At 72.2% G+C, this 25,697-nt stretch carries 27 protein-coding genes; 7 read left to right on the forward strand and 20 right to left on the reverse strand.

From position 1 onward, the window contains the following. Positions 1-41 precede the first annotated feature (41 nt). Positions 42-1,052 carry a 2,3,4,5-tetrahydropyridine-2,6-dicarboxylate N-succinyltransferase gene (dapD, locus tag TR50_RS04165; RefSeq protein WP_042414080.1) on the forward strand — a complete coding sequence of 337 codons (1,011 nt, stop codon included), beginning with the start codon at positions 42-44 and terminating at the stop codon, positions 1,050-1,052. Between the two features lie 258 nt (positions 1,053-1,310). Beyond that, positions 1,311-1,487, forward strand: coding sequence for a hypothetical protein (locus tag TR50_RS47560; RefSeq protein ID WP_162837948.1), 177 nt, complete (start codon positions 1,311-1,313; stop codon positions 1,485-1,487). On the opposite strand, the gene TR50_RS04170 is transcribed toward TR50_RS47560, so the two are convergent. From TR50_RS04170 to TR50_RS04205, 8 genes are all read right to left on the reverse strand, one after another. Beyond that, positions 1,462-2,067: a DUF6099 family protein gene (locus tag TR50_RS04170; RefSeq protein WP_052440680.1), complete on the reverse strand. Its 606-nt coding sequence runs from the start codon at positions 2,065-2,067 to the stop codon at positions 1,462-1,464. The two genes, TR50_RS47560 and TR50_RS04170, sit on opposite strands and share 26 nt — an antisense overlap. A 171-nt stretch (positions 2,068-2,238) precedes the next feature. Beyond that, the gene (locus tag TR50_RS04175) at positions 2,239-2,553 is read right to left on the reverse strand and encodes a nucleotide pyrophosphohydrolase (protein WP_236654275.1); all 315 of its coding nucleotides are present in this window, start codon (positions 2,551-2,553) and stop codon (positions 2,239-2,241) included. A 110-nt stretch (positions 2,554-2,663) separates the two neighbouring features. Next, on the reverse strand, positions 2,664-3,812 hold the full coding sequence (locus TR50_RS04180) for an AAA family ATPase (protein ID WP_063774987.1): 1,149 nt from the start codon (positions 3,810-3,812) through the stop codon (positions 2,664-2,666). 186 nt (positions 3,813-3,998) lie between these two features. Beyond that, entirely contained in the window at positions 3,999-4,829 is an 831-nt protein-coding gene (locus tag TR50_RS04185) for a putative RNA methyltransferase (protein WP_042414084.1), read from the reverse strand. A gap of 79 nt (positions 4,830-4,908) precedes the next feature. Next, positions 4,909-5,340: a fic family toxin-antitoxin system, toxin component gene (locus TR50_RS04190; RefSeq protein ID WP_236654276.1), complete on the reverse strand. Its 432-nt coding sequence runs from the start codon at positions 5,338-5,340 to the stop codon at positions 4,909-4,911. A 52-nt stretch (positions 5,341-5,392) separates the two neighbouring features. Then, positions 5,393-5,629 carry a toxin-antitoxin system HicB family antitoxin gene (locus TR50_RS04195; RefSeq protein ID WP_042414087.1) on the reverse strand — a complete coding sequence of 79 codons (237 nt, stop codon included), beginning with the start codon at positions 5,627-5,629 and terminating at the stop codon, positions 5,393-5,395. A gap of 76 nt (positions 5,630-5,705) precedes the next feature. Continuing rightward, on the reverse strand, positions 5,706-7,073 hold the full coding sequence (locus TR50_RS04200; RefSeq protein ID WP_042414091.1) for a class I SAM-dependent RNA methyltransferase: 1,368 nt from the start codon (positions 7,071-7,073) through the stop codon (positions 5,706-5,708). Next, positions 7,070-9,160: an APC family permease gene (locus TR50_RS04205; protein WP_042414094.1), complete on the reverse strand. Its 2,091-nt coding sequence runs from the start codon at positions 9,158-9,160 to the stop codon at positions 7,070-7,072. The genes TR50_RS04200 and TR50_RS04205 overlap by 4 nt, the downstream gene beginning before the upstream one ends. A gap of 225 nt (positions 9,161-9,385) precedes the next feature. On the opposite strand from TR50_RS04205, the gene TR50_RS04210 reads away from it, so the two are divergent. Beyond that, a complete protein-coding gene (locus TR50_RS04210) occupies positions 9,386-10,048 on the forward strand; it encodes a potassium channel family protein (RefSeq protein ID WP_042414097.1) in 663 nt (220 codons plus the stop codon). Next, positions 10,048-10,713 (forward strand): potassium channel family protein, encoded by a 666-nt coding sequence (locus TR50_RS04215; protein ID WP_042414100.1) that lies wholly within the window; start codon positions 10,048-10,050, stop codon positions 10,711-10,713. Before TR50_RS04210 ends, TR50_RS04215 begins: the two co-directional genes overlap by 1 nt. Positions 10,714-10,801: 88 nt before the next feature. On the opposite strand, the gene TR50_RS04220 is transcribed toward TR50_RS04215, so the two are convergent. From TR50_RS04220 to TR50_RS04235, 4 genes are read right to left on the reverse strand one after another with little or no spacing between them, the layout of a single operon-like run. Beyond that, the gene (locus tag TR50_RS04220) at positions 10,802-11,584 is read right to left on the reverse strand and encodes a DUF3159 domain-containing protein (RefSeq protein WP_042414103.1); all 783 of its coding nucleotides are present in this window, start codon (positions 11,582-11,584) and stop codon (positions 10,802-10,804) included. Positions 11,585-11,588: 4 nt separating this feature from the next. After that, the gene (locus TR50_RS04225; RefSeq protein WP_042414106.1) at positions 11,589-11,987 is read right to left on the reverse strand and encodes an OB-fold nucleic acid binding domain-containing protein; all 399 of its coding nucleotides are present in this window, start codon (positions 11,985-11,987) and stop codon (positions 11,589-11,591) included. Positions 11,988-12,036: 49 nt separating this feature from the next. Beyond that, complete coding sequence (locus TR50_RS04230; protein WP_042414109.1) at positions 12,037-12,720, reverse strand: response regulator; 684 nt, start codon at positions 12,718-12,720, stop codon at positions 12,037-12,039. Then, positions 12,717-15,281, reverse strand: a complete 2,565-nt coding sequence (locus tag TR50_RS04235; protein ID WP_042414621.1) for a DUF4118 domain-containing protein — start codon at positions 15,279-15,281, stop codon at positions 12,717-12,719. The genes TR50_RS04230 and TR50_RS04235 overlap by 4 nt, the downstream gene beginning before the upstream one ends. 140 nt (positions 15,282-15,421) lie before the next feature. Between TR50_RS04235 and nagB the strand changes: the two genes are divergently transcribed. Then, the gene (gene nagB / locus TR50_RS04240) at positions 15,422-16,207 is read left to right on the forward strand and encodes a glucosamine-6-phosphate deaminase (RefSeq protein WP_042414112.1); all 786 of its coding nucleotides are present in this window, start codon (positions 15,422-15,424) and stop codon (positions 16,205-16,207) included. Between the two features lie 110 nt (positions 16,208-16,317). Further along, positions 16,318-17,748 (forward strand): amidase, encoded by a 1,431-nt coding sequence (locus TR50_RS04245; protein ID WP_042414115.1) that lies wholly within the window; start codon positions 16,318-16,320, stop codon positions 17,746-17,748. Between the two features lie 240 nt (positions 17,749-17,988). Here the strand turns inward: TR50_RS04245 and TR50_RS04250 are convergent, their stop codons facing one another. Genes TR50_RS04250 through TR50_RS04260 form a run of 3 tightly spaced genes read right to left on the reverse strand, consistent with a single transcriptional unit; the run spans position 17,989 to position 19,861 of the window. Then, positions 17,989-18,756: a DUF3710 domain-containing protein gene (locus TR50_RS04250; protein ID WP_042414118.1), complete on the reverse strand. Its 768-nt coding sequence runs from the start codon at positions 18,754-18,756 to the stop codon at positions 17,989-17,991. A 2-nt stretch (positions 18,757-18,758) separates the two neighbouring features. Next, positions 18,759-19,277 carry a dUTP diphosphatase gene (gene dut / locus TR50_RS04255; RefSeq protein ID WP_439654194.1) on the reverse strand — a complete coding sequence of 173 codons (519 nt, stop codon included), beginning with the start codon at positions 19,275-19,277 and terminating at the stop codon, positions 18,759-18,761. Further along, positions 19,274-19,861 (reverse strand): PaaI family thioesterase, encoded by a 588-nt coding sequence (locus TR50_RS04260; RefSeq protein ID WP_042414120.1) that lies wholly within the window; start codon positions 19,859-19,861, stop codon positions 19,274-19,276. Before TR50_RS04260 ends, dut begins: the two co-directional genes overlap by 4 nt. 78 nt (positions 19,862-19,939) lie before the next feature. Here TR50_RS04260 and TR50_RS04265 point away from each other — a divergent pair, with 78 nt between their 5' ends. Beyond that, positions 19,940-20,374: a DUF3093 domain-containing protein gene (locus tag TR50_RS04265; RefSeq protein WP_236653149.1), complete on the forward strand. Its 435-nt coding sequence runs from the start codon at positions 19,940-19,942 to the stop codon at positions 20,372-20,374. 514 nt (positions 20,375-20,888) lie between these two features. On the opposite strand, the gene TR50_RS04270 is transcribed toward TR50_RS04265, so the two are convergent. The 5 genes from TR50_RS04270 to TR50_RS04290 all read right to left on the reverse strand — a co-directional run bounded on the left by TR50_RS04270 (position 20,889) and on the right by TR50_RS04290 (position 25,641). Further along, a complete protein-coding gene (locus TR50_RS04270) occupies positions 20,889-21,665 on the reverse strand; it encodes a hypothetical protein (RefSeq protein WP_236654256.1) in 777 nt (258 codons plus the stop codon). A 102-nt stretch (positions 21,666-21,767) separates the two neighbouring features. Continuing rightward, entirely contained in the window at positions 21,768-22,067 is a 300-nt protein-coding gene (locus TR50_RS04275; protein WP_042363734.1) for a DUF4193 domain-containing protein, read from the reverse strand. 417 nt (positions 22,068-22,484) lie between these two features. Then, positions 22,485-23,465, reverse strand: a complete 981-nt coding sequence (locus tag TR50_RS04280; RefSeq protein WP_042414125.1) for an acyl-ACP desaturase — start codon at positions 23,463-23,465, stop codon at positions 22,485-22,487. Positions 23,466-23,679: 214 nt separating this feature from the next. Then, positions 23,680-24,915: a sensor histidine kinase gene (locus tag TR50_RS04285; RefSeq protein ID WP_042414626.1), complete on the reverse strand. Its 1,236-nt coding sequence runs from the start codon at positions 24,913-24,915 to the stop codon at positions 23,680-23,682. 72 nt (positions 24,916-24,987) lie between these two features. Beyond that, positions 24,988-25,641 (reverse strand): response regulator transcription factor, encoded by a 654-nt coding sequence (locus TR50_RS04290; RefSeq protein WP_042414129.1) that lies wholly within the window; start codon positions 25,639-25,641, stop codon positions 24,988-24,990. Positions 25,642-25,697 lie beyond the last annotated feature (56 nt).

Below are 25,697 nucleotides of genomic sequence, written 5' to 3' on the forward strand. Positions count from 1 at the left end.
CGGGTTCGGCATCCGCCCACCCGATTGGTTAGCGTTCAGGCGTGACTACTGAGACCTCCACCACCACCGCTCCCACGGGCGGCGCCGTCGGCGTCGGCCTGGCCACCGTCGCCGCCGACGGCACCGTCCTCGACACCTGGTTCCCCGCGCCGAAGCTGGTCGCGGCGGGGTCGGAGGAGTCCGGCCCGGCCGGGTCCGTCCGCCTGACCGCCGAGCAGGCCGAGGCGGAGCTGGGCGCCGGCGCGACAGCCGCCCTCCGGGTGGACCCGCGCCGCGGGGTCGAGGTGATCGCGGTCCGCACGGTGATCGGCTCGCTCGACGACAAGCCGCTGGACACCCACGACGTGTACCTGCGCCTCCACCTGCTGAGCCACCGCCTGGTGCGGCCGCACGGCCAGAACCTCGACGGGATCTTCGGCCTGCTGGCCAACGTCGCCTGGACCAGCATCGGGCCCGTCCCCGTCGCCCAGGTCGAGGCCGCGCGCCTCGCGGTGCGCGCGGAGGGCGGCCAGCTGGCCGTCTACGGGATCGACAAGTTCCCGCGCATGACCGACTACGTCGCCCCCACGGGCGTCCGGATCGCCCACGCCGACCGGGTCCGCCTCGGCGCGCACCTGGCCGAGGGCACCACCGTGATGCACGAGGGCTTCGTCAACTTCAACGCCGGGACCCTCGGCACCTCGATGGTCGAGGGCCGCATCTCGGCCGGTGTGGTCGTCGGCGACCACAGCGACATCGGCGGCGGCGCGTCGATCATGGGCACGCTGTCCGGCGGCGGCAAGCAGGTGGTCTCGGTGGGCCAGCGCTGCCTGCTCGGCGCGAACGCCGGTATCGGCATCTCCCTCGGCGACGACTGCGTGGTCGAGGCCGGCCTCTACGTGACCGCGGGCACCCGGGTCACCACCCCCGACGGCAGCGTGGCCAAGGCCGTCGAGCTGTCCGGTCAGTCGAACCTCCTGTTCCGCCGCAACTCGCAGTCGGGCGCGGTCGAGGTCATCGCGCGCAGCGGCAGCTGGGGCGGCCTGAACGCCGACCTGCACGCGCACAACTGAGGCGGCCTCCGGCTGCGGACGCTCAGTGGTGGGGCCCGTCGGGGGCGCGGGGCAGTGCCCCCGCGCCCCTGACGGGGCTCTAGCAGGCGGGGACGCCCCCCTTCAAACGGCGTCCCGCTAGGGGGTGAACTGCCGCTGGCCGGTGCGCTCTTGGGTGTGACGGGGAGTGACCGGCCGGTTGGTCGGATCGTTGGCCGCACGGGACCGGCACTACTGGACGCCGGGTTCCGTCCCCGCTCCGAGGAGGTCAGCCCCGCCATGTCCGAACCACCGAGCCCCAGCCCGCAGAATCTGCTGGCGCAGATGGAGCAGATGCTGGCCGCGCTCAGCGCCGACCTGGTCCAGCTCGACGCCGAACTGCAGCCGTCGACGGCCCACGCCGACCAGGAGGACCGGGAGGGCGGCTCCTTCACCCCGGAGGCGGATCGAGCCTGACGCCGACGCGCGCCAGCCTCTCCTCGCCCGGCCCTTCTCCCGCCTCGGCCGCCTCGGCCGTCTCGGTCAGCTCGCCCGCCTCGGCCATCTGGGCCGCCGCCGGGTCCGGCGGCTCCTCGCCGAGCGCGCGCATCAGCTCGGTGGCCAGTTCGCGGGCCTCGAAGGCGGCGTCGACGCCGTCGACGCAGGACCAGTAGAGGCTCTGCTCGTCCGCCCCGAGCGCGACCACCAGCAGCGACTGGCAGACCTCCCGCAGCAGCACACGCAGCTCCCGCACCGTCGCCACCGGATCCGCCAGCTCGCTGAGCCTGGCGGCCCGGTCGCCCGTCACCGGCTCGTCCGGTGGCCGGCCGATGCACTCGGCCGCGTGGGCGCCCGCCTCGGCCAGGGCCCGTGCGATCTCCACGGGCCCGCAGCCCGGGCCGCCCTCGAGCGCCCGGCCCGTCAGCGCGAGCGCCGCCATCTGCGCCACGGCCTCGGTGACACGGCACGCCTGCCATGCCTCCACCGTCACGTCCGTCGCGGAGCGCGCCTCCACCAGCGCGTGCCGGGTCGTCTTGATCAGTCGCAGTGCGTCCATGACGCCACCCCACCCTCGGGTCCGGGGCGACGGACTCGGCGTCCGCGCCCGCCTTCTGGTGGACCCAGACTCCGCCCGAACGCCGACGCCCGTCCCGGACCGTCCGCGATCTGTGGACAACCCGGGGGGTGTGGAAAACGACGCCACCCGCGAGGGTGAGCGACGGTGGGATCAGTCCAGCGGCTGCGGCTCCGCCGCCGGGAAGCGCAGCTCGTTGCGCTCGATCTTCGCGGCCAGGGCGGCCAACGGATCGACGCCGAGCACGCCGCAGAACTGGAGCAGGTAGGCGAGGACGTCCGCGACCTCGTCCTCGACCTGGTGCGCGCGCTTCGGGTGGCTCATCACCTCGGCGGCCTGCTCCGGGGTCAACCACTGGAAGATCTCCAGGAGTTCGGCCGCCTCCACGCTCAGTGCCGCGGCCAGGTTCTTCGGCGTGTGGTACGGCTGCCACTTCCGCGCCGCGGCGAAGGCCCGCAGCCGGTCCATGAGCACCTCGACGGTCAGACCCCGCTCGTCCCGCCCGTCCTGCTCGCCCTCGGCCGGTCCCTGCGCGCCCTGCGGCTGCTCGCCCTGCGGCGTGGATGCGTCCATGAGGATCATTCTCCCCGAAACACGCTGTGCCCCGCCTCGTCGCGGCGGCACAGCACCGTGCGCACGCCCGGCACGGTCACCGCCGCCCCGGAGGTGGCCAGCAGGCGGACGTGGCCGCGCGCGGCGACCTCCGTCGCGAGCGAGAGCAGCGCGGCGGTGCGCTCCGGCGGCAGACCGAGGTCGAGACCGTCCGCGAGGATCTGCAACAGGCGCTCCGCGTCCGGGATCTCGGCGGCGGGACTCATCTGGAGGACCCCCGGGCCGGTCAGCAGCGCCGTGGCGAACGCCAGTTGGCGCAGCGCGCCCGAAGGCAGCGCGTCCGCGGCGACGCGGCGTCCGCCCGGCTCGTCGAGTGCGGCGCAGACCCACGCGGCCCCGTCGGTCTCGCCGCGGCGCAGCGCGCCGAGGCCGTTGGCCGGGACGGCGCTCATCTCCCGGGCCGCCTGCACGAGTCGGCCGAAGCGGATCCGGCACTCGCCCTCGATCCGGGCGATCACCGCCGAGAGGTTCTCGGCGGAGCCGCGCAGGCGGGCGTCGTCGTCGGCCCGCACCCACGCCCGCATGCGCGCGGGCGCGGGGTCGAGCGCGAAGGTCTCGCGCAGCGCGGTGAGCACCTGCTCGGCGGCGCCGAGCACCAACCGCTCCCCCGCCGTCGCTCCCGCGACGCGCAGCGGCAGTTGGGCGGTGACCAGCGCGGAGGCCGAGAGCGGCGCGCGGATGTCGCCCTGCCGCCCGTCGCTGTGCCAGGCCACGTCGATCCGCCCGCCGCTCCGGCCGACCGCGCCCGTGGTCACCAGCAGCCGCCCGCCGAGGGTGAGGCGCTCCGCGACGACGAGGGCGGTGTCGCCCTCGACCCGCACGGTGACGTCCAGACGCGCCTCGCCCTGCGGCCCGTCGACGGAGCAGCCCAGGCGGATCGCGTCCTCCCCGAACGGCACGCAGCCGGCCGCTCCGCCGCGTGCGGCGGCCAGCGCCGTGCCCGCCTCCTCGCCCTCCGCCAGGGCGGCGAGCACGACCAGCGCCTCCAGGGCGTTGGACTTCCCCGCTCCCGGCGAGCCGTGCAGCAGGGTCACCGCGTCGAGCGGGAGGACGGCGTCGCGGAAGGACTTGAAGGCGGTCGTTCGCAGCTCGGTCAGCACGGGGCGGAGAGGCACGGGGACGAGCCTATGGCAGGGGTGACCTGCGGAAACGTCTCGGCAGCCGTTGATCCACCCCGCCGGGGGACGTGGAGGCACGCCGGGGGACGTTGGGGCACGCCGGGGGCGCGGGAAGCACCAGGAGTGCCCCGGCGCCGCGCCCTCCACACGAGGCCCCGCGGCTCCCGATCAGCTCCCGATCCCTCAGGCGGGAGCCGTGAAGCGGGAGAGGGTCACCGAGGCTGTCACCGTCACCGGGTCCGGCAGGGCCGCGATGCGGTGCGCGAGGGACTCGGCGTCCGTGTGCCAGGCGCTGGGGCCCATGCCGACGACGGTGGCGACCTCGGTGTGGGTGAGCTTCATCGGGAAGGTGTGCTCGCTCGTGCCGGACGGAGCGAGGTGCGGCTCCAGGGCCTTGGCGAGGCGTTCCTCCTTGCGGTCGTCGACGCCGAGCAGGCCCAGTTCCCGGACCAGTTCGGTCAGATGGCGCGGGGTCGGGGTGACGACCAGCAGCAGGCCGCCCGGTCGCAGCACGCGCCGGATCTCCTCGCCGCGCCTTGGTGCGAAGACGTTCAGCACCACGTCCGCCACGCCGTCCCGCAGCGGCAGGGGCTGCCAGGCGTCGCAGACGACGGCGCCCGCGCGCGGGTGGGCCTTCGCGGCCCGGCGCAGGGCGAACTTGGAGATGTCCAGGGCCAGTCCGTGCGCCTCGGGCGCCGCGTCGAGCGCGTGCGCGAGGTAGGAGCCGGTGCCCGCCCCGAGGTCGACGACGCGTTCCGTCCCGACCGGGACGGCGGCGGCGAGCGCGGCGGCGATCGGCGCGTAGTGGCCGGCGCCGAGGAAGTCGACGCGGGCGGCGACCATGGCCGCGGTGTCGCCGGTGCCGGTGTGGGCGCCGCCGGGGAGCAGGTTGGCGTAGCCCTGCTTGGCCACGTCGAAGGAGTGGCGCGCGGGGCAGCGCAGGGAGTTCTGGTCGAGCGTCAACTCGGCGCGGCAGACGGGGCAGCGCAGCCAGGGGACGATGTCGTGGAGCATGGTGCGGTCAGTCCTCGCCGTTCAGTCCTCGCCGTTCAGTCCTCGCCGATCAAGTCTTCGCCGTTCAAGTCTTCGCCGTTCAGTCCTCGCCGGAGCCTTCCTCGCCCGACTCCTCGTCGGGGTCCTCGGAGTCGTCCTCGGCGCGTTCGGCCCCCGCGCCCTCCGGGGTCTGGTCGACGACCCAGCCCGCCAACCGCTGCGCCGTGCCGCCGACACCCAGGCGCCCCTCCCGGACGGCCCGGGAGAGGGCGCGCATCTCGCGGGTCGTGGTGGCCACCGTGGCGCCGCCGGCGACCAGGTAGGCGAAGGCCACGGCCGTCGCGAACAGTTCGTTGTTGCGCTCCAGCGCGGGCACGCGGATGAGCTGGTGCATCAGCGCCGCGGCGCGGTCCTCGGGCTCGGGGTAGACGAGCACGTCGAAGATCTCAGCCTGATGCCGGGTCACCGCCGCGACCAGGGAGCCGTAGTCGGTGACCCGGGGGTCGCCCGGTGTGTACTGCTCGGCGACCATGAGCAGCCAGGACAGGTCGATCTCGACATTGACGTTCAACGACGGAGCCCCCTCAGCGACGCTGTGCCGTGACCTCTCGATCTCCACCGAACTCCGCGAGGAAGACCGCCTCGTACTCCTTCATGAACTGCGCCGCGGCATCCACGAAGGCCCGCCCTGTCTCGCCCATGTCCTGCTGGACCAGCTTCTCGATGTACTGGTTCATGCTGATCCCCTCCTGTTCCGCCCTGGTCCGCGCGATCTCCGCCGTGGTGGCATCAACCCGGACATTCAACTGCTTTTTACTCATACGTTGAAGCTAGCGCGATTCTGCTAGCACAGGAAGGGGTCAGTTTGAGACAACGGGATTCTGGCCAGTAGGGATCTCATTCCCCGCTGCGGGGCTCCAGAATCGCCACACACTCGAAGTGGTGCGTCATCGGGAACAGGTCGAAGGCGCGCAGCTTGACCGGCCGGTAGCCGGCGTCGGCGAAGAAGGCGAGATCGCGGCCGAGCGCCGCCGGGTCGCAGGCGACGTACGCGATGCGACGGGCGCCGAGACCGGCCAGATGCGCGACCGTCTCCCGGCCCGCGCCGGAGCGCGGCGGGTCCAGGACGATCAGGTCGGTCTCCGCGATCCCCGTACGCGGCAGCAGCTTCTCGACCTGGCCGGCCTCGATCCGCACCCGCTGCTCGCCGATCAGGTCGGCCAGGTTGTGACGGGCGTCGGCGACGGCCTGCTTGCTCGACTCGATGCCGAGCACCGCGCCGTCCTCGCCGAGCCGGTCCGCGAGCGCGCCCGCGAAGAGGCCCACGCCGCAGTACAGGTCGAGCGCGTTCTCGCCCTCGCGCGGCTGCAGGCCGTCCAGCACGGCGTCCACGAGCGTGTCGGCCGAGGCCGGGTGGATCTGCCAGAAGCCGCCGTTGCTGACCCGCCAGGTCCGGCCCGCGGCGCGCTCGCGCACGAAGGTGCGGCCGTGGACGCGGTGGTGGCCGCCCTGGTCGTCGATCCGCTGCACCGAGACGGGCTTGTCCAGCTCGACGATCGGCAGCCGGCCGCCCGGCGTCGGGACCAGGATCACGGCCCGGTCGGAGGAGCCGGAGGCGGCGATCGCCTCGACGCTCGCGATCTGCGGCCACTCGCGCCGCTCGATCCCGAGCTCCTGCACGCCCGGCGCCGCGATCAGACACTGCTCGACCGGCACCACCTCGTGCGAGCGGTGGCGGCGCAGCCCGGCGCGACCGGTGGCCGGGTCGACCGCGTACTGCACCCGGGTGCGCCAGGCCGGCACCTGACCGGCCGGGAGCTTGTCGCCCGGGGCGGGCTCGACGCTGCCGTCCCAGCCCGCCTCCTCCGGCGTGAGCCCGGCGAGATTGCGCAGCTGCTCGGTCAGCACCGCGACCTTCAGCTTGCGCTGCCCGCCCGGCGTGACGTGCTGCCAGTCGCAGCCGCCGCACTGCCCCGGCCCCGCGTAGGGGCAGGGCGGCGCGACGCGCTCCTTGGCGGGCCGCAGCACCTCCACCGCGTCCGCGCGCAGGAAGCGCGAGGACGCGGTGCCGTCCGTCACCTCGGCGATCACCAGTTCGCCCGGCAGCGTGTGCCGGACGAAGAGGACCCGGCCCTCGTGGCGGGCGACGCAGTGGCCGCCGTGGGCCACCGGGCCCACCTCGACCTCGTAGCGTTCGCCGACGAGCGACGGCGCGTCCGAAGGGGCGGTACGGCGGGTGGTGGCGGTGCTGCGGCGGGAGGTCACGCCTGGGTGTCCTTAGCGGCTGGAGTGGCGGGAGCAGATGCGGGAGCGGGTACGGAGCCGACCGCCGACGGCCGCTCCTCGCGGCGTCCGACGTCGCCGCGCCGGATCTGCCCCGGCGCGTTCCACGGGCGCTGCTTGCGGCGGCGCTCGGAGGACTCCAGCTGCCAGGGTACCGAGGTCACCATCACACCGGGCTTGAACAGCAGGCGGCCCTTGAGGCGCAGCGCGCTCTGGTTGTGCAGCAGGTGCTCGTACCAGTGGCCGACGACGTACTCGGGGATGAAGACCGTGACCACGTCGCGCGGGTTGCTGCTGCGCAGCTGGCGCACGTACTCCACGACCGGGCCGGTGATCTCCCGGTAGGGCGAGTGCAGCACCTTGAGCGGCACCTCGATCCCGCGGCGCTCCCACTCCTCCTGCAGGTTCTTGGTGTCGACCGGGTCGACGTCCACGGTGACCGCCTCCAGCCGCGCGCTGCCGCGCGAGGACAGCTGCGCGTAGGCGATCGCCCGCAGGGTCGGCTTGTGCAGCTTGGAGACCAGCACCACACCGTGGACCCGAGCCGGAAGCGCCTCCGCCTCGGCCTCGGCGTCGTCGAGGGCGAGCTCGGCGGAGACCCGGGTGTAGTGCTTGTTGATCCCCTTCATGGTGATGAAGAACACCACCATCAGCAGGCAGGACATCCAGGCGCCGGACATGAACTTGGTCGCCAGGACGACCACGAGCACGCAGGCGGTGCAGGACAGGCCGATCGCGTTGATCACGCGGCTGCGCATCATCTTGCGACGCACGGCCGGGTCGGTCTCGGTCTTCAGCAGGCGGGTCCAGTGCCGGATCATGCCGGTCTGGCTCATGTTGAAGGAGACGAAGACGCCGATGATGTAGAGCTGGATCAGGCGGTTCGGGTCGGCGCCGTAGCCGACGATGAAGACGATCGCCACGCCCGCCAGCAGGATGATGCCGTTGGAGAAGGCGAGCCGGTCGCCGCGGGTGTGCAGCTGGCGCGGCAGGTAGCGGTCCTGGGCGAGGATCGAGCCGAGCACCGGGAAGCCGTTGAAGGCCGTGTTGGCGGCCAGCACCAGGATCAGGCCGGTGACCGTGGCGATGAAGTAGAAGCCCAGGTGGAAGTTGGAGAAGACCGCCTCGGAGATCTGCGCGATCGCCGTCTTCTGCTGGTAGCCGGCCGGGGCGCCGTGCAGCTGGCTGGTGTCCTCGGCCATCTTCAGGCCGGTCAGGTTGCCCATCCAGATGATGCCGATGAGCATCGTGACGGCGATCAGCGCCATCATCAGCAGCGTGGTGGCGGCGTTCTTGCTCTTGGGCTTGCGGAAGGCCGGGACGCCGTTGGAGATCGCCTCGACACCGGTCAGCGCGGCACAGCCGGAGGAGAAGGTCTTGAGCAGCAGCAGGATCATGGCGATGCCCGTCGGGTCCACATGCCCGGGCTGCGGCACCAGCGAGAAGCCGGCGCTGGCCGCGTGCATGTGGGTGCCGAACCCGACGTTGCGGATCGCGGCCCAGAACATCATCACGAAGATGCCGCCCATGAAGGCGTAGGTCGGGATCGCGAAGGCGGTGCCGGACTCGCGCACCCCGCGCAGGTTCATCGCCATCAGCAGCAGCACGAGGGTGACCGAGATGGCCACCTCGTGCCCGTGCAGGGACGGCACGGCGGAGACGATGTTGGCGACGCCGGAGGTCGTCGACACCGCCACGGTCAGCACGTAGTCGACGAGCAGCGCGGCGGCCACGGTGAGGCCCGCGTTGCCGCCGAGGTTCACCGTGGCGACCTCGTAGTCGCCGCCGCCGCTGGGGTAGGCGTGGACGTTCTGGCGGTAGGACGCCACAACGACCAGCATCACCAGCGCGACGATCGCGCCGACCCACCAGGAGAAGTGGATCGTCGCGATGCCCGCCACCGACAGGGACAGGAAGATCTGCTCGGGGGCGTAGGCGACCGAGGAGAGCGCGTCGGAGGCGAAGACCGGCAGAGCGATCCGCTTGGGCAGCAGGGTCTCGCCGAGCTTGTCGCTCTGCAACGCGCGACCGATAAGGATGCGCTTAGACAGGTCCGTGAGTTTTGGCACGCAGAGGATCGTAGATGCTGCCGAAGGTTCCCAGGTAGTAGGGGTCCAAAACGGCGGCTTCGCAGGCGGAGAGGGGCCGTGACCTCCTGTGAGGGTTCCGCGAGGAAGGTTGTCCAACTCCCGCGCTCTGGGTACCAAATCCTTCCGGGAGTGCCACCCTGGTGACAAGAGCGCGTTAAGAGGGTGTCACCATCGACCTCGAACACCGACACGGGAAGGACGATCGTGCACATCGTCATCATGGGCTGCGGACGCGTGGGATCCACCCTCGCGCGCACCCTCGAGAAGCAGGGTCACTCGGTCGCTGTCGTCGACCAGGACCCCACGGCGTTCCGCCGTCTCGGGTCGGACTTCAGCGGCAAGCGCGTGACCGGGGTCGGCTTCGACCAGGACACGCTTCGCGAGGCCGGGATCGAGGAGGCGGGGGCGTTCGCCGCGGTCAGCAGCGGTGACAACTCCAACATCATCGCGGCCCGGGTGGCCCGGGAGAACTTCGGCGTCGAGAACGTCGCGGCCCGCATCTACGACCCGCGTCGCGCCGAGGTCTACCAGCGCCTCGGCATCCCGACCGTCGCCACCGTCCGCTGGACCGCCGACCAGATGCTGCGCCGTCTCCTCCCGTCCGGCTCCGAGCCGAACTGGCAGGACCCGAGCGGCGCCGTGCAGCTGGCCGAGGTCCCCTACTCCCCCGCCTGGATCGGCCTCCGCGTCTCCAAGCTGGAGCAGGAGGCGGAGGTCCGGGTCGCCTTCGTGACCCGTCTCGGCCAGGGCGTCCTGCCGGCGCCCGACATGGTGCTGCAGGAGGGCGACCTGGTGCACGTGATGGTGCGCACAGCCGATCTGGAGGCCGTCGAGGCCGTCTTCGCGAAGGGCCCGGAGGAGCACTGATGCGCGTTGCAATCGCCGGAGCGGGCGCGGTGGGTCGTTCCATCGCGGGCGAGCTCCTGGAGAACGGTCACGAGGTGCTCCTCGTCGACAAGAACCCGAAGTCCATCTCGGTCGAGCGGGTCCCGCAGGCGGAGTGGCTGCTGGCCGACGCGTGCGAGATCACCGCTCTCGACGAGGCGGCGCTCCAGCGCTGCAACGTCGTGATCGCCGCCACCGGCGACGACAAGGTCAACCTGGTCGTCTCGCTGCTGGCCAAGACCGAGTACGGGGTGCCGCGCGTGGTCGCCCGGGTGAACAACCCTAAGAACGAGTGGCTCTTCAACGAGGCGTGGGGCGTGGACGTCGCCGTCTCGACGCCGCGCCTGATGTCCGCGCTGGTCGAGGAGGCCGTCAGCGTCGGCGACCTGGTCACCCTGATGCGGTTCAGCCAGGGCGACGCGAACCTCGTCGAGCTCACCCTCGGCGCGGACGCGCCTGTCGTCGGCACCCAGGTCAAGTCGATCGACTGGCCGGAGGACACGGCGCTGGTCACCATCATCCGCGAGGGCCGCGTGCTGGTGCCGTCCGGCAGCGACGTCCTCGAGGGCGGCGACGAGCTGCTGTTCGTCGCGACGGCGGAGAAGGAGTCGGAGCTCCAGGCGCTGTTCGCTCCCCGCGAGGGCTGAGCGTCCGCTCACGCGGGCAGGGGCACGAACCAGGGGCGCGGGGCCTCCGCTGGAATGCGGCGGCCCCGCGCCCCTGGGCTGTCCGCGGCTACCTCTCGGAGTGCGACTGCGGCATCGGGCTGTTCGCGAAGTCGTGGAGCGCTCCGTCGACGGCCTCGTCGACCGCGCGTGCGGCCTGCTGCTCCGGGGTGCCCGACTCCTCCGGCTCCTCGACGTTCACCTTGATCGGCGCCGGGGCCTTGGAGAGGATCAGCCAGTTCAGGTAGATCGCGACCAGCCACGGCGGCACGCCGAGGCCGATCTTGGCGACGCCGAGCCAGGTCACCTGGCCCGCCCAGTAGAGCGGGAAGAGGATCGCCGCCCGCAGGGCGAACAGCGCCACCCAGACCCACGTCGCCTTGGTGTAGGCGGAGAGACGCCCCGGGTTCTGCGTCCGCCAGGTCATGTTCTCGCCCAGGACCGGGCCGAGCATGACGCCGATGAGCGGCCAGCGGATCAGGGCCGAGATCGTGTAGACGACCAGCAGCACCAGGCCGTAGATCATCGACGACAGGTAGAAGTTCTGCGGCTTGCCGGACTCGATCGCGATGAACGCGCCGATCCCGACGCCCAGCAGCCCGCCCAGCGCGTGCTTCAGCGTCTCCTTGTGCCACAGCCGCCAGGCGACCGGGATCAGGGTGACGCCCACGGCGGACCAGGACGAGACCGGGACGCTCTTCGTGATCGTGTAGACGACCACGAAGACCAGACCGGGCACGGTCATGTCGATCATGCCGCGGACGCCGCCGAACGCCTCGATCAAGGAGGCGCCTCCGGCGTCGGCCGAGGGGGCGGCGGGGGTGGTCTCCGCCGACGGTGCGCGGTGGCTCACGCGGTCACTCCTGTCCGTGGGGACGCAGTTCGTAGCGCGGGTTGAAAAGGACCCGGCGCCCCCGTGCATGGCTGATGCGGCCGTGGGCGATGAGCTTGCGCCCCGGCTCGATTCCCACGATCGAGCGACGGCCGAGCCAGACCACGTCCAGCGCGTCGGTGCCGTCGAAGAGCTCGGCCTCCAGCGCCGGGACGCCGGCGCGGGGGCGCAGCGTGACCGCGCGCAGCGTGCCGCTGACGGTGACCTCCTGGCGGTCGCCGCAGGACACGATGGGGATGGCGCCCGTCTGCTCGACGTCCTGCCGCAGCTGCTCCGCGTTCAGCTCCTCGTTGCTGCTGCTCAGCTTGGTGAACATGCGGCGCAGGCGCCCCTGCGGGCGCGCGCTGGAGGTCTCACTGCTCATGCCCGAAGGGTACAGCCCGGACCCGGCCCGAAGGGCCCGCCCGGGCGGATCACAACTCGAAGCGGTAACCCATGCCCGGCTCGGTGACGAAGTGCCGCGGAGCGCTCGGGTCGACCTCCAGCTTGCGCCGCAACTGGGCCATGTAGACCCGCAGGTAGTTGCTCTCGGTGCCGTAGGCGGGGCCCCAGACCTCCTGGAGCAGCTGCTTCTGGCTGACGAGGCGTCCGCTGTTGCGGACCAGCACCTCCAGCAGGTGCCACTCGGTCGGGGTCAGCCGGATGTCCTTGCCGTCGCGGACGACCCGCTTCGCGGCCAGGTCGACGGTGAAGGTCGCCGTCGTCACCGTCGCGCTCTCGGCCTCCGGCCCGACCGGTGCGCCGCGGCGGACCGCCGCGCGCAGGCGGGCGAGCAGCTCGTCCATGCCGAAGGGCTTGGTGACGTAGTCGTCCGCGCCCGCGTCCAGCGCCTGGACCTTCTCGTCGGAGTTCTGCCGGGCGGACAGGATGATGATCGGCACCTTGGTCCAGCCGCGCAGTCCGCGGATCACCTCGGTGCCGTCCATGTCCGGCAGGCCGAGGTCGAGCAGGACCACGTCGGGGTGGCGGGCGGCGGCCAGCTCCAGCGCGGAGGCGCCGTCGTGGGCCGCGTCCACCTCGTAGTGCCGGGCCTTGAGGTTGATCACCAGGGCGCGGACGATCTGCGGTTCGTCGTCGACGACCAGGACCCGGGTCATGTGAGCTGCTGCCTTTCGTGGGCGACCAGTGGAGCTGCGGCCTGTGCCGCACACGGAAGAGTGAACACCATGGTCAGGCCGCCGCCGGGCGTGTCCTCGGCGGTCAGCGTGCCGCCGGTCGCCTCGACGAAGCCGCGGGCGACGGCGAGGCCGAGCCCGACGCCCGCCCCGCGCGGGGCGTCGCCGTAGCGCTGGAAGGGCTCGAAGACCCGTTCCTTGGCCACGTCGGGGATGCCGGGGCCGTGGTCGGCGACCCGCACCTCGACGCGGCCGTTCAGCTCGCTCGCGGAGACGCCGACCCGGCAGGGCACGCCGCCGGGGCCGACGTGGTTGCCCGCGTTGTACTTGACCGCGTTCTCGATCACGTTGCCGAGCGCCCGCTCCAGCAGACCAGGGTCGGCGGAGATCATCGGCAGCGTCTCGGGGATATCGGTGCGCACCGCGTCCGGGGCGACGCCGAGCAGGGCGAGCGGGACGACCTCGTCGAGGTCGATCTCGCGGACGATCGGCACGACCGTGCCGGTCTGCAGCCGGCTCATGTCGAGCAGGTTGCCGATCAGGTGGTCCAGCCGGTCGGCGCCGGCCTCGATCCCGGCCAGCAGCTCGGCCTCGTCCTCCGGCTCCCAGGAGACGTCGTCGGAGCGCAGCGAGCTGACGGACGCCTTGATCCCGGCCAGCGGGGTGCGCAGGTCGTGGGAGACCGCGGCGAGCAGCGCGGTGCGGATCCGGTTGCCCTCGGCCAGGCGGCGGGCCTCGGCCGCGTCCTCCTCCAGCCGGCGCTTCTCCAGCAGCACGGCGGCCTGGGCGGCGAAGGCGACCAGCACGCGGCGGTCCCCGGCGGGCAGCACCCGGCCGCTGAGCGCCAGCGCGAGGTGGTCGCCGACGGGCACGTCCACGTCGGCGTCCTCGGGCCGGCTGACCGGGTCGGGGCCGAGGCTGCCGGCGGTGCGCCAGGGGGTGAACTCGTCGGTGCGCTCCAGCAGCGCGACCGACTCCATCTGGAAGGTCTCCCGGACCCGCTCCAGCAGCGCGGGGAGCCCTCGGGTGCCGCCCAGCACGCTGCCCGCGAGGAAGCTCAGCGTCTCCGCCTCGGCGCGGCTGCGGGCGGCCTCGGCCGTCCGACGGGCGGCGAGGTCGACGACGTACGCGACCGACAGCGCCACGGCCAGGAAGACCGCGACGGCGATGACGTTCTGCACCGAGCTGATGGTCAGCGTGTGCAGCGGCGGGGTGTAGAACCAGTTGATCAGCAGCGAGCCGACCGCCGCCGAGGCCAGGGCCGGGAAGAGCCCGCCGAGCAGCGCCGCGCCCACCGTGAGGCCCAGGTAGAGCAGCATCTCGGTGTGGTTGTCGCTGGTGGAGGGGACGAAGCTGAGCACCCAGGTCAGCAGCAGCGGCCCGCCGACGCCGACCAGCCAGCCGGCCACGGTGCGCGGCATGCCGAGGTTGGCGATCCGCCGGATCGGTCGCACCCGGCCGCGCGCGACCTGCTCGTGGGTGACGATGTGCACGTCGATGTCGCCGGCCTCGCGGGCGACGGTGGCACCGACGCCGGGGCCGAAGATCCACTGCCAGGGCTTGCGGCGGCTGGAGCCGAGCACGATCTGCGTGGCGTTGACCCCGCGGGCGAAGTCCAGCAGCGCCTCGGCGGCGTCGTCGCCGAGCACGTGGTGGAAGGTGCCGCCGAGGTCCTCGACCAGCGCCCGCTGGACGGTGAGCTCCTTGGGCGAGGCGCTGGTCAGTCCGTCGCTGCGGGAGACGTAGACGGCGAGGATCTCGCTGCCGGAGCCCTTCGCGGCGATCCGGGCGGCGCGCCGGATCAGCGTGCGGCCCTCGGGGCCGCCGGTGAGGCCGACCACGATGCGCTCGCGGGCCTGCCAGGTGTTGGCGATGTGGTTCTCGGCGCGGTACCGCTGGAGGTACTCGTCGACGCGGTCGGCGACCCAGAGCAGCGCCAGCTCGCGCAGTGCGGTGAGGTTGCCGGGCCGGAAGTAGTGCGCGAGCGCGGCGTCGATCTTCTCGGGCGCGTAGACGTTGCCGTGGGCGAGGCGGCGGCGCAGTGCCTCCGGGGCCATGTCGACCAGCTCGATCTGGTCGGCCCGGCGCACCACCTCGTCCGGCACCGTCTCCTGCTGGCGCACGCCGGTGATGCCCTCGACGGCGTCGCCCAGCGACTCCAGGTGCTGGATGTTGACCGTGGATATGACGTCGATCCCGGCGTCGAGCAGTTCCTCGACGTCCTGCCAGCGCTTGTGGTGACGCGAGCCGGGCACGTTGGTGTGGGCGAGCTCGTCGACCAGGGCGACGGCGGGTCGGCGCGCCAGCACCGCGTCGAGGTCCATCTCGGTGAACTCCGCGCCGCGGTGGGTCATGGTCCGGCGCGGCACGACCTCCAGGCCCTCGATCTGCTCGGCGGTGTTGGCCCGTCCGTGGGTCTCGACGAAGCCGACGACCACGTCGGTGCCGCGTTCGGCGCGGCGCCTGCCCTCGCCGAGCATGGCGTAGGTCTTGCCCACGCCAGGGGCCGCCCCCAGATAGATGCGCAGCCTGCCGCGTCCCATGTCGACCATTCTCCTTGCCGACCCGGTGTCGACCCGACTGCGAGGGTACGTGAAAGTCGGGGGCGCGCCGCCGGCCTCCCTGCTGGTAGATTGGTCTATACCTCTCCTCTTGAGCTCTCCAGATCGGTAGGTAGGCCAGCGTGGAAGTTGTGATCGTTCCTGACGCCGCGGCGGGCGGCGAGCTCATCGCCACGGCGATCGCCGACCTGCTGGCCCGCAAGCCCGACGCGCTGCTGGGCGTGGCCACCGGCTCGACCCCGCTGCCGATCTACGACGCGCTCGCCGCGAAGGTGCGCTCCGGCGACGTGGACGCCTCCCGGGCGCGGATCTGCCAGCTCGACGAGTACGTCGGCCTGCGGGCCGGGCACCCGGAGTCCTACCGCTCCACCGTGCTGCGCGAGGTCGTCGAGCCGCTGGGGCTCGGCGAGTCCTCCTTCATCGGCCCCGACGGCAACGCCGCCGACATCACCGCCGCCTGCGCCGCGTACGACCAGGCCCTGGCCGACGCCGGCGGCGTCGACCTGCAGCTGCTCGGCATCGGCACCGACGGCCACATCGGCTTCAACGAGCCCTGCTCCTCGCTCGCCTCGCGGACCCGGATCAAGACGCTCACCGAGCAGACCCGGATCGACAACGCGCGCTTCTTCGACGACGACATCGACCAGGTGCCGCACCACGTCATCACCCAGGGCATCGGCACCATCCTCGACGCCCGCCACCTGGTCCTGCTGGCCACCGGGGCCGGCAAGGCGGACGCCGTGGCCGCCACCGTCGAGGGCCCCGTCTCCGCTCTGGTCCCGGCCTCGGCGCTGCAACTGCACCGGCACGCCACCGTCGTCGTCGACGAGGCCGCCGCGAAGGGCCTGAAGCTGGCGGACTACTTCCGCGCCACCTACGCGGCCAAGCCGCACTGGCAGGGCCTGTAGCAGCTTTCAGTCCCGACCTCACCCCTGACCCTGGCGGGTCTCCGGCTCCCGGTGCGAGGATCGCGCCGGGAGCTACCCGTTGGTAGGACGGAACGCCAGGAGGCTGGGACATGACCCAACTGCACGACCTGACCGCGCTGGAGCAGGGCGAGCTGATCGCGGCGGGGAAGCTCTCCCCCGTCGAACTGACCGAGCACTACCTGGAGCGGATCGACCGGCTCAACGAGACGGTCGGCGCCTACGTCACCGTGACCGGGGACATCGCCCTGGAGCAGGCCCGCCAGGCCGAGACGGACGCCGCCGAGGCCCGCCGCGAGGACCGCCCGCTCCCGCCACTCCACGGCGTCCCCGTGCCCGTCAAGGACCTCAACTTCGTCGCGGGGGTGCGGGCGACCCTGGGCTCCGCCGCGTACGCGGAGAACGTGCCCGCCGTCGACGACCACGTCGTCACCCGGCTTCGGGCCGCCGGGACGGTGCTGCTCGGCAAGACGCAGACGCCCGAGTTCGGTCTGCCGTGCTACTCCGAGAACCTCGTCGCGCCCCCGGCCCGTACCCCCTGGGACCTGGAGCGCTCCGCCGGCGGCTCCAGCGGCGGCGCGGGCGCGGCGGTGGCCTCCGGCCTCGCCCCCCTCGCCCACGGCAGCGACGGCGGCGGCTCCATCCGCATCCCCGCGTCCGTCTGCGGCCTGTTCGGCATCAAGCCGAGCCGGGGACGGGTGGCCTCCGGCCCGACCTTCTACGACGTCTCCGGCCTCTCCACCTCCGGCCCGCTGGCGCGCACCGTGCGCGACGCGGCCGCCCTGCTGGACGTCCTCGCGGGCAGCATGCCCGGCGAGCCCTACGCCGCGCCGTCCCTCGCCCCCGGCGAGACGTTCCGCGGGTTCGCGGACCGCGACCCCGGCACGCTGCGCGTGGCCGTCCTGACGCAGGCGCCCGTGCCGGGCGTCGATGTGCACGCGGACTGCCGGGCGGCGACGGAGTCCGCCGCCGAGCTGCTGGCGTCCCTCGGCCACCACGTCGAGAGGCTGGACCTTCCGGCGGACGACACCCTGCGCAACGTCTTCGGCCAGGTCTGGGCCGTCATGGCCACGCAGACGCCGGTCGCCCCGGAGGACGAGGACAAGCTGATGCCCCTCACGCGCCACCTGCGCGCGCAGGGCGCGCGGGTCTCCGGCCCCGACTTCGCGACGGCGCTCTACGCGTTCCGCGCGCTCGGCCTGCTGGTCGCCCAGCTCCAGGAGGCGTACGACGTCATCCTCTCCCCCACCCTCGCCCAGCCCCCCGCGCTCGTCGGCAGCCTCCGCAACGACGCGGACCCGGCCGCGGAGTTCGACGCGCTCGCGGCGTTCACGCCGTTCACCCCGCTGTACAACGCCACGGGCCAGCCGTCGGTGAACCTGCCGTTGCACTGGACGGCCGACGGCCTCCCCATCGGCGTCATGCTGGGCGCGCGCTACGGCGAGGAGAGCACGCTCATCTCCCTGTCCGCCCAACTGGAGTCCGCCCGGCCCTGGGCGACGCGCAAGCCCAGCCTCTGGTGACTCACAGGTAGCTGCAACGCCCAGGGGCGCGGGGCTGTGCCGACACGCGGCTCCGCCGCCCGGGCGCGAGCCGGCAGGACTTCGCCCACCGCCAGCTGCGGCATGCCAAGGGGCGCGAGGAACTGCGCGAGCAACCACCCTGTGCGGATGGCCCTGCTCGCTGAGCGACTCACCACCTGCGGTGGCTTGTCGCGCAGTTCCTCGCGCCCCTGGTAGTGCAACGACCTGCGGGAGCGACAGCTAGCGGACTTCGGTGATCTCCGGGCCGCGCTCGAACGGGTTGAGGTCGCCCGCCGAGGCGGGACGCCCCTGCTGCGGCATGCCGTCCGGGACCATCTGCGCGTCCTCGGGCAGGCGCAGCACGATCGGGTCGCGCGGGGCCATCGGGCCCTCGCCGCGGACGACGACCGTCTGGCGGAAGACCTGCTCCAGGACCGCCGCCGCGTCATCCTGCATAGCCGCCTGGCCGCTGATCACGCCGCGCAGGAACCACCGCGGGCCGTCGCAGCCGACGAAACGGACGACCTGGACCCCCTGCGTGCCGTCGGGCAGCTGCACGGGGACGCGAGCGCGCAGGCCCCAGCCCAGCGCGGTCTCCTCCTCGTCGATCGCGCCGCCCTGCTGCTCGATGCCGTCGGCGATCTCCTGGCGGACCTCGCCCCAGATCCCCTCGGACTTCGGCGCGGCGAAGCCCTGCAGCTGGATCGCGCTGTTGCCGAGCACGAGCGTGGCCGCGACGATCGCGTCACCCGCGACCTCGACCCGCAGCTCCATGCCGTCGACACCGGGGACCAGCAGACCGCCCAGGTCCACCCGGCCGTCCTTGGCGTCGTCGACCTCGGAGATGTCGTACGGGCCCTCGGGGCGCGGCGCCGGCGGCAGGCCGACACGCTCCCCCGTCTCACCGTCCTCCAGCTCGGAGGCGTCCTCGAACTCGTTGCTGTCGGCGTCGGCCAGCTCGTCGAGCTGATTGCCAGCGTCCTCGCCCTTGGCGCGACGACGGAACACGGTCACTGTCCTTCCCGGTCGGGTACCGAAGAGTCTTTCTGCCCGGCCGCGGGAATGCTAACCGCGGCGTGGCCCCCCGTCGACCCGAAGCCTCCTGCGGCGCGCGCCGACCCCGGCAGTTCCGCCACCTCGTGGAAGCGGACCTTCTCCACCCGCTGGACCACCAGCTGGGCGATCCGGTCCCCGCGGTGGAAGACCACCCGCTCGCGCGGGTCGAGGTTGACGACGATCACCTTGATCTCACCACGGTACCCGGCATCGACCGTTCCAGGGGCATTGACGAGGGCGATGCCACACCGTGCGGCCAGGCCGGAGCGCGCGTGTACGAAGGCCGCGTACCCGTCCGGCAGCGCGACCGCGATGCCGGTCGGCAGCACGGCCCGCTCGCCGGGCTCCAGGACGGCGTCGACGGTGGTGCGCAGGTCCGCGCCGGCGTCGCCGGGGTGCTCGTAGGCGGGGACGGGCAGGTCCTCGTCGATCCTGCGGATCAGGACGTCGACGGGGCGCAGGTCGGAACTCACGGGTTCACCTCGAAGGCGCGGACGCGCTTGTGCAGGTCGGGGTTGTCCATGGCCGCCTTGATGTCCTCGGGACGGCCGTGGTTGACGAAGTGCTCCAGCGGGACCTGGATGAACAGCGCCCGCGCGGTCAGCGCGACCGGGCCGTCCGGGGCGTCGAGACGGGCCTCGCCGCTGCAGTAGATCTTGCGACCGGCCACGGCCTCCACCCAGGTGTGCAGGTAGAGGGTCGAGTCGACCGGGACCGGGCGGCGGAAGTCGGTTTCCAGCCGTGCTGTGACCGAGGCGGTGTGCAGCAGCCAGTTGAGCGTGCCGAGCGCGTCGTCCATCGCCGTCACCAGCACGCCGCCGTGGGCGAGCCCGGGGCCGCCCTGGTGCGTCGGGGCGACGGTGAACTCGGCGAAGACCTCCACGCCCTCCCCGGCCCGCGCCTCCAGGTGCAGACCGGACGGCTGGGCCGGGCCGCAGGCGAAGCAGAAGTCGTAGTGCGATCCGATCGACTCACCCGGCGCCGGGGCCTCCGGGTGGCGGACGGGAGGTTCCGCCTCGGGCGGGGGCGTCAGGCTGGGGCGTGCTGCATCGGTCACCCCGCGACCCTACAGGGAGCGGCCCGCACCAGGGCCCCGCGGTCGGGCGCGCCGCCCGCGCGGCGCACAATGGAGGCCATGTACGACGAACGCCTCTCCGCCCCGGCGGTCCTGTGGCTGCTGCCGGCGGGCCTGGGCATCTCCTTCATGCTGGTCCTGCTGATCTTCAGCCCGATCGCGGCCCTGCTGGGCCTGGTCGCGGGCGGTGTCGGCGGCGCGGTGCTGCTGAGCAGCTACGGGTCGCCCCGGATCCGGGTCACCCAGGGCCACCTCCTCGCCGGCGAGGCGAAGATCCCCGTCTCGGCGCTCGGCAAGGCCGAGATCCTGGACCGGGACGAGGCCTTCGCCTGGCGCACGCGCAAGGCGGACGCCCGCGCGTTCATGCTGCTGCGCGGCTACATCCACACGGCGCTCCGGGTCGAGGTCACCGACCCGGACGACCCGACGCCGTACCTCTACCTCTCCACCCGCACCCCGGACCGCCTCGCCGCTGCGCTGGACGCCGCGCGCTAGGCGTGCCCCGGGGCACCTGACACCACCTCCAGGGGCCCGGGGAACTGCGCGAGAACCACACGCTGCGGATGACGCTGCTCAATGAGGACCATCCGCGCATCGTCGGCTTGTCGCGCGGCTCCCCGCGCCCCTGAAGGTGCTGCAACCGACCGCGGGAGCAAGACCGACCCCAGCCCGTCGCGCCCACGCCGCAGAGCGGCACAACGGCACAGCCTCGCGCCCCTTAAGGTGCTGCGACCGCCTGCGGGAGCAAGACCCGAGCCCCTCGCGCCCACGCCGCAGAGCGGCACATCGGCACAGCCCCGCGCCCCTGAAGGTGCTGCGACCGACCGCGGGAGCAAGACCCGAGCCCCTCGCGCCCACGCCGCAGAGCGGCACAACGGCACAGCCTCGCGCCCCTTAAGGTGCTGCAACCGACCGCGGGAGCAAGACCCCCAGCCCCTCGCACCCACGCCGCAGAGCGGCACAGCCCCGCGCCCCTGGGCGTGGTGCGACGATCCGGCGCCCGGGAGGGCTACGGCTCGCGGAGGGGTGGTCTGGCGGCGAGCCAGTAGTTGGGGTCGGCGGGCTGGCGCTCGCGGAGGCTGCGGCGGATGTCCGCGGCGAGTCGGGCCGTGTCGCGGCGGTTGACGTAGGCGCCCGCCGCGGCGCCGATCATGAAGGGCGTCAGCGTCGGGAGCTTGCGGAAGCCCGAGAGGGTGAGGCGCCGGCGGATCGACTTCCGCAGCGCCGCGCTCTTGCCGAGGGCCAGGATCGTGGCCGGAGAGGCGACGTCCAGGCCGCGGCGCTCGGACCAGACCGAGAGGTACGCCAGCGAGCGCTGCTTCAGGTTGCCCTGCGCGGGCTGGCCGTAGGCCTCGTAGAGTTCCGCGATCATCTTGAACTCCACCGCCGCCACGGCGAGCAGCTCCGCAGCGATCTCGACGGGCATCGCGAACGGCACCGGCATCATCGCCGCCGCGCCCGCGCCCGCCCCCACCGCGCCGGCGGCGCGGGTGCCGGCGGCCGCGATGCGGTCGGCCAACTCCTCCGCGCTGCGCGCGTCGGAGTGGTGCGCGCGGAGCGTCGCAACGTCGCGCACCTTGATGCGGGGTGCCGCCGCCATCAGGCGGTCGGCCAGGCCGACCGCGCTGCCCTTGGCACCCCTGCTGAGGCTTCGCCCCAGTTTCCGCGCGAGCGAGGCCATCCGGCCAGGCTCGGCGGGGACGGAGTCCGCTCCTGCGGACCCGTCCCAGACCTCCATCTCGTCGGCGATCCGGGCGAGGTCGGCCGTCGTCTCGTCGAGCGCCACACTAGGTTCGTTCGCTGACGGTCCGGCCGGGTCCTTCCCGGCGCCTGAGGATCTCTGCGGCTTGCGGAACGGTCCCATGAGTCCCCTTCCTACACCGCTCGATCAGGCGGCGCAGTCCCGGCAGATCGGCTGGCCGTTCTTCTCGTTGGCCAGCTGGCTCCGGTGGTGCACCAGGAAGCAGCTCGAGCACGTGAACTCGTCGGCCTGGCGCGGAAGCACCCGGACAGACAGTTCCTCGTTGCTGAGGTCTGCTCCGGGCAGCTCCAGACCCTCGGCAGCCTCGAACTCGTCGACATCGACCGAACTGGTCGTCTTCTCGTTCCGGCGTGCCTTGAGTTCCTCGATGCTGTCCGATTCGAGGTCGTCATCGGTCTTGCGTGGGGTGTCGTAGTCAGTCGCCATATCACTCTCCCCCTTTGGGCGTGTTGCGGTTGTCTCCAGCGCACGTAACGCGCAGGGGGCCGGACTTGTGCCCGACCCGAGGGCGAGATTTTGCCTTACTTCAAGGTCCGTTACTCAATCGACACCCGATCAGACCCCCGAAGAGGTGATCGCCGGGTCTGTTCGGGGAGGTCAGTGGGGGCCGGACGGCTATCCTTCATTGACCACTTACCGTGATCATGGCGAGCGGAAACCCCGGAACCGCAAGGCTCCGCGGCCACCCGCACGATCACTGTCCGTCATCAGGTGTTCGACGTCACTTTGGCTGAAAATGTGCGCACACCCACAGTGACATACCAGTTTGTGACGTTCGTCACGGTTCTGGAAAGTCCGGACTTCTCCGCCCACCCCGGACGCAGCCGGGACGAAACGGCACGCCTAGCCGGCGCGGCGCTCCTGCGCGGCCTGTCGACGGGCCAGAATGGCCGCCTGGCGCTCGTCGAACCGGGTCGCCTGGGCATCGAGACCATCGAGGAAGAAACCGAGCTCCTGCTGGGCCTGGAGGCCCTCAGGACCCAGTCCGCCGATCTCCATGACCTTGAGGTGGCGCAGCACCGGCTGGAGCACGTCGTCGTGGTGGATGCGCAGGTTGTAGATCCCGCCGACGGCGATCTGGACCGCCGCGCGCTCGAAGCCCGGCATGCTGTGGCCCGGCATCCGGAAGTTGATCACCACGTCGGCGATGGCGCGCATCGCCTGGTCCGGCGCGATCTCCAGGGCGGCCTTCAGCAGGTTCCGGTAGAAGACCATGTGCAGGTTCTCGTCGGTGGCGATGCGGGCCAGCATGCGGTCGCACATCGGGTCGCCGGAGTTGTGGCCGGTGTTCCGGTGCGAGATGCGCGTGGCGAGCTCCTGGAACGAGACGTAGGCCACCGAGTGCAGCATCGAGTGGCTGTTGTCCGACTCGAAGCCCTCGGCCATGTGCGTCATCCGCGCCCGCTCCAGGGCGACCGGGTCGACCGCGCGGGTGGTCAGCAGGTAGTCGCGCATGACGATCGAGTGGCGGCCCTCCTCGGCCGTCCACTGGTGCACCCAGGTGCCCCAGGCACCGTCGCGGCCGAACATCGACGCGATCTCGTGGTGGTAGCTCGGCAGGTTGTCCTCGGTCAGCAGGTTCACCACGAGGGAGACCCGCGCGACGTCGGTCACCTGGGACTGCTCGACCGACCAGGCCTCGCCGCCCATCAGGCCGTCGAAGTCGCGGCCCATGCTCCACGGCACGTACTCGTGCGGCATCCACTCCTTGGCCACACCCTGGTGTCGGTCGAGCTCGCGCTCGACGACCTCCTCCAGGGCGTGGAGGAGCTGCGCGTCGGTCCAGTGGGTGCGGCCGGCGGGGCGGTCGGGGGCGATCGTCACGGCAATCCAACTCTCGGAGCACTCTCACCTACGGTTCCGTAGGTTACGCCACCGTAGGTTGACGAAGCGCCCGGTGGCAAGGCCACGGGCGCACGTCACAAGTCGGATATTCGGTTACTTGCCGGTCGTCAAAGAGCCTGATCAGCGCCGTTTCGGAACAGCCGGTTCCGCCGCGCCGCAGGTGGGCGGCGTGGTGGCGGGGAGACACGGGGGATCAGCCGATGGCGCCCCGGGGTGGCAACGGCGGCAGAACCGGCGCCTTGGCGGCCGGGATCCGGACGCGGATGAGCAGACCGCCCTCGGCGCGCGGAACGGCCTCGATGGAGCCGTTGTGGGCGCGCACGACCGAGCGGACGATCGAGAGGCCGAGCCCGACGCCCTTGTCGCTGTGCGTCCGTTCCCGGCCCTTTCCGCGCCGGAACGGTTCGAATATGTTCTCCACCTCGTAGCCGGGCACGACCGGGCCGCTGTTGACCACCACGAGCTCGCCGCCCCCGTTCACGGCGGCGTGGACCTGGACGTCCACCCAGCCGTCCGCGGGCAGGTTGTACTTCACCGCGTTCTGCACCAGGTTCAGCGCCACCCGCTCCAGCAGCACGCCGTTGCCGGCGACCACGACCTCGCCCGCCTGCGGCAGCGTCGAGCGGAGCCGGACTCCGCGCTCCTGCGCCTCGCTACGGGTCTGCTCCAGCGCCTGACGGGCCACCTCGCCGAGGTCGACCGGTTTGCGCTCGGCCAGCTCGTTGTCGCTGCGGGCGAGCAGCAGCAGGCCCTCGACGAGCTGCTCGCTGCGCTCGTTGGTGGCCAGCAGCGTCTTGCCCAGCTGGACCAGCTCCGGCGGCGCCGCCGGGTCGGAGAGCTGGACCTCCAGCAGCGTGCGGTTGATCGCCAGCGGCGTGCGCAGCTCGTGCGAGGCGTTGGCGACGAACTTCTGCTGCGACTCGAACGATCTGTCGAGCCGGTCGAGCATGTCGTCGAACGTGTCCGCCAGCTCCTTGAGCTCGTCGTCCGGGCCGTCCAGCTCGATCCGCCGGTGCAGGTCGGAGGAGGCCACCTGACGAGCGGTCCGGGTGATCCGGCCGAGCGGGCTGAGCACCCGGCCGGCCATCGCGTAGCCGAAGAAGACCGCCAGGATCAGCAGCGCGAGCAGCGCCGCCAGGGACTTCCAGACCAGCACGTGCAGGGCGTCCGACGCCTCCTGGTGCTGGTAGGCGTAGAGCCAGGCCCGGAACTCCGCGCCGGTGAGGGGCTGGCCGTTCTGCGTGATGGTGACGTTCGGGCCCACGTTGATCGGCGGGATCCGGGTGGCGCTGCTGAACGCCTGGTTCACGAAGAGGTACATCGCCAGCACCATGATCAGCCCGGCAAGCAGGAACATCCCGCCGTAGAACATGGTCAGCCGGATGCGCAGGGTGGGCCGGAACGGGAGCAGCGACTCCCTGATGTCGATGTGGTTGCCGTGGTCGGAGCGGCTGCCGTCGCCGCTGCTCCGCACGCCTCTGGTCTCGGTGGTGGCCACGACTCAGATCCGGTATCCCGAGCCCGGCACGGTGATGATCACCGGCGGCTCGCCGAGCTTCCGCCGCAGCGTCATCACGGTGACCCGGACGACGTTGGTGAACGGATCGGTGTGCTCGTCCCAGGCCTTCTCCAGCAGCTGCTCGGCGGAGACCACGGCCCCGCCGGCCCGCATCAGCACCTCCAGCACGGCGAACTCCTTCGGCGCGAGGGAGATCGGCTTGCCCTCGCGCAGCACCTCGCGGCGGCCCGGGTCCAGCGTGATCCCGGCCCGCTCCAGCACCGGCGGCAGCGGGGTCGTCGCCCGGCGGCCCAGCGCCCGCACGCGGGCGACGAGTTCGCTGAAGGCGAACGGCTTGGGCAGGTAGTCGTCGGCGCCCAGCTCCAGGCCCTCCACCCGGTCGCTGATGTCGCCGGCGGCCGTCAGCATCAGGACGCGCGTCGGCAGCGCCTCCTCGACCAGCTTGCGGCACACGTCGTCGCCGTGGACCAGCGGCAGATCGCGGTCGAGCACCACGACGTCGTACTCGTTGAGCGCGATCCGGTCCAGCGCTGCCTGGCCGTCGTAGACCACGTCCACGGCCATGGCCTCGCGACGCAGACCGGTGGCGACAGCATCGGCGAGCAACTGCTCGTCCTCGACCACGAGAACTCGCACCAAAGGTCCTTTCGGGGCGGGCGCACGCCGAATGGGGCGCGCGCACGGAGTCATCC

Source organism: Streptacidiphilus anmyonensis, from assembly GCF_000787855.1.
Classification (GTDB): domain Bacteria; phylum Actinomycetota; class Actinomycetes; order Streptomycetales; family Streptomycetaceae; genus Streptacidiphilus; species Streptacidiphilus anmyonensis.

Excerpts from the sequence above, each read along its gene's own strand:
- TR50_RS04215 (WP_042414100.1), top strand. The coding sequence starts at position 10,048 with ATGCGCGTTGCAATCGCCGGAGCGGGCGCGGTGGGTCGTTCCATCGCG.
- TR50_RS04170 (WP_052440680.1), bottom strand. The coding sequence starts at position 2,067 with ATGGACGCACTGCGACTGATCAAGACGACCCGGCACGCGCTGGTGGAG.
- TR50_RS04175 (WP_236654275.1), bottom strand. The coding sequence starts at position 2,553 with ATGGACCGGCTGCGGGCCTTCGCCGCGGCGCGGAAGTGGCAGCCGTAC.
- TR50_RS04245 (WP_042414115.1), top strand. The coding sequence starts at position 16,318 with ATGACCCAACTGCACGACCTGACCGCGCTGGAGCAGGGCGAGCTGATC.
- TR50_RS04190 (WP_236654276.1), bottom strand. The coding sequence starts at position 5,340 with ATGGTCGCCGAGCAGTACACACCGGGCGACCCCCGGGTCACCGACTAC.
- TR50_RS04185 (WP_042414084.1), bottom strand. The coding sequence starts at position 4,829 with ATGCTCCACGACATCGTCCCCTGGCTGCGCTGCCCCGTCTGCCGCGCC.
- TR50_RS47560 (WP_162837948.1), top strand. The coding sequence starts at position 1,311 with ATGTCCGAACCACCGAGCCCCAGCCCGCAGAATCTGCTGGCGCAGATG.
- TR50_RS04275 (WP_042363734.1), bottom strand. The coding sequence starts at position 22,067 with ATGGCGACTGACTACGACACCCCACGCAAGACCGATGACGACCTCGAA.
- TR50_RS04235 (WP_042414621.1), bottom strand. The coding sequence starts at position 15,281 with ATGGGACGCGGCAGGCTGCGCATCTATCTGGGGGCGGCCCCTGGCGTG.
- TR50_RS04195 (WP_042414087.1), bottom strand. The coding sequence starts at position 5,629 with ATGAGTAAAAAGCAGTTGAATGTCCGGGTTGATGCCACCACGGCGGAG.
- TR50_RS04230 (WP_042414109.1), bottom strand. The coding sequence starts at position 12,720 with ATGACCCGGGTCCTGGTCGTCGACGACGAACCGCAGATCGTCCGCGCC.
- TR50_RS04225 (WP_042414106.1), bottom strand. The coding sequence starts at position 11,987 with ATGAGCAGTGAGACCTCCAGCGCGCGCCCGCAGGGGCGCCTGCGCCGC.
- TR50_RS04265 (WP_236653149.1), top strand. The coding sequence starts at position 19,940 with ATGTACGACGAACGCCTCTCCGCCCCGGCGGTCCTGTGGCTGCTGCCG.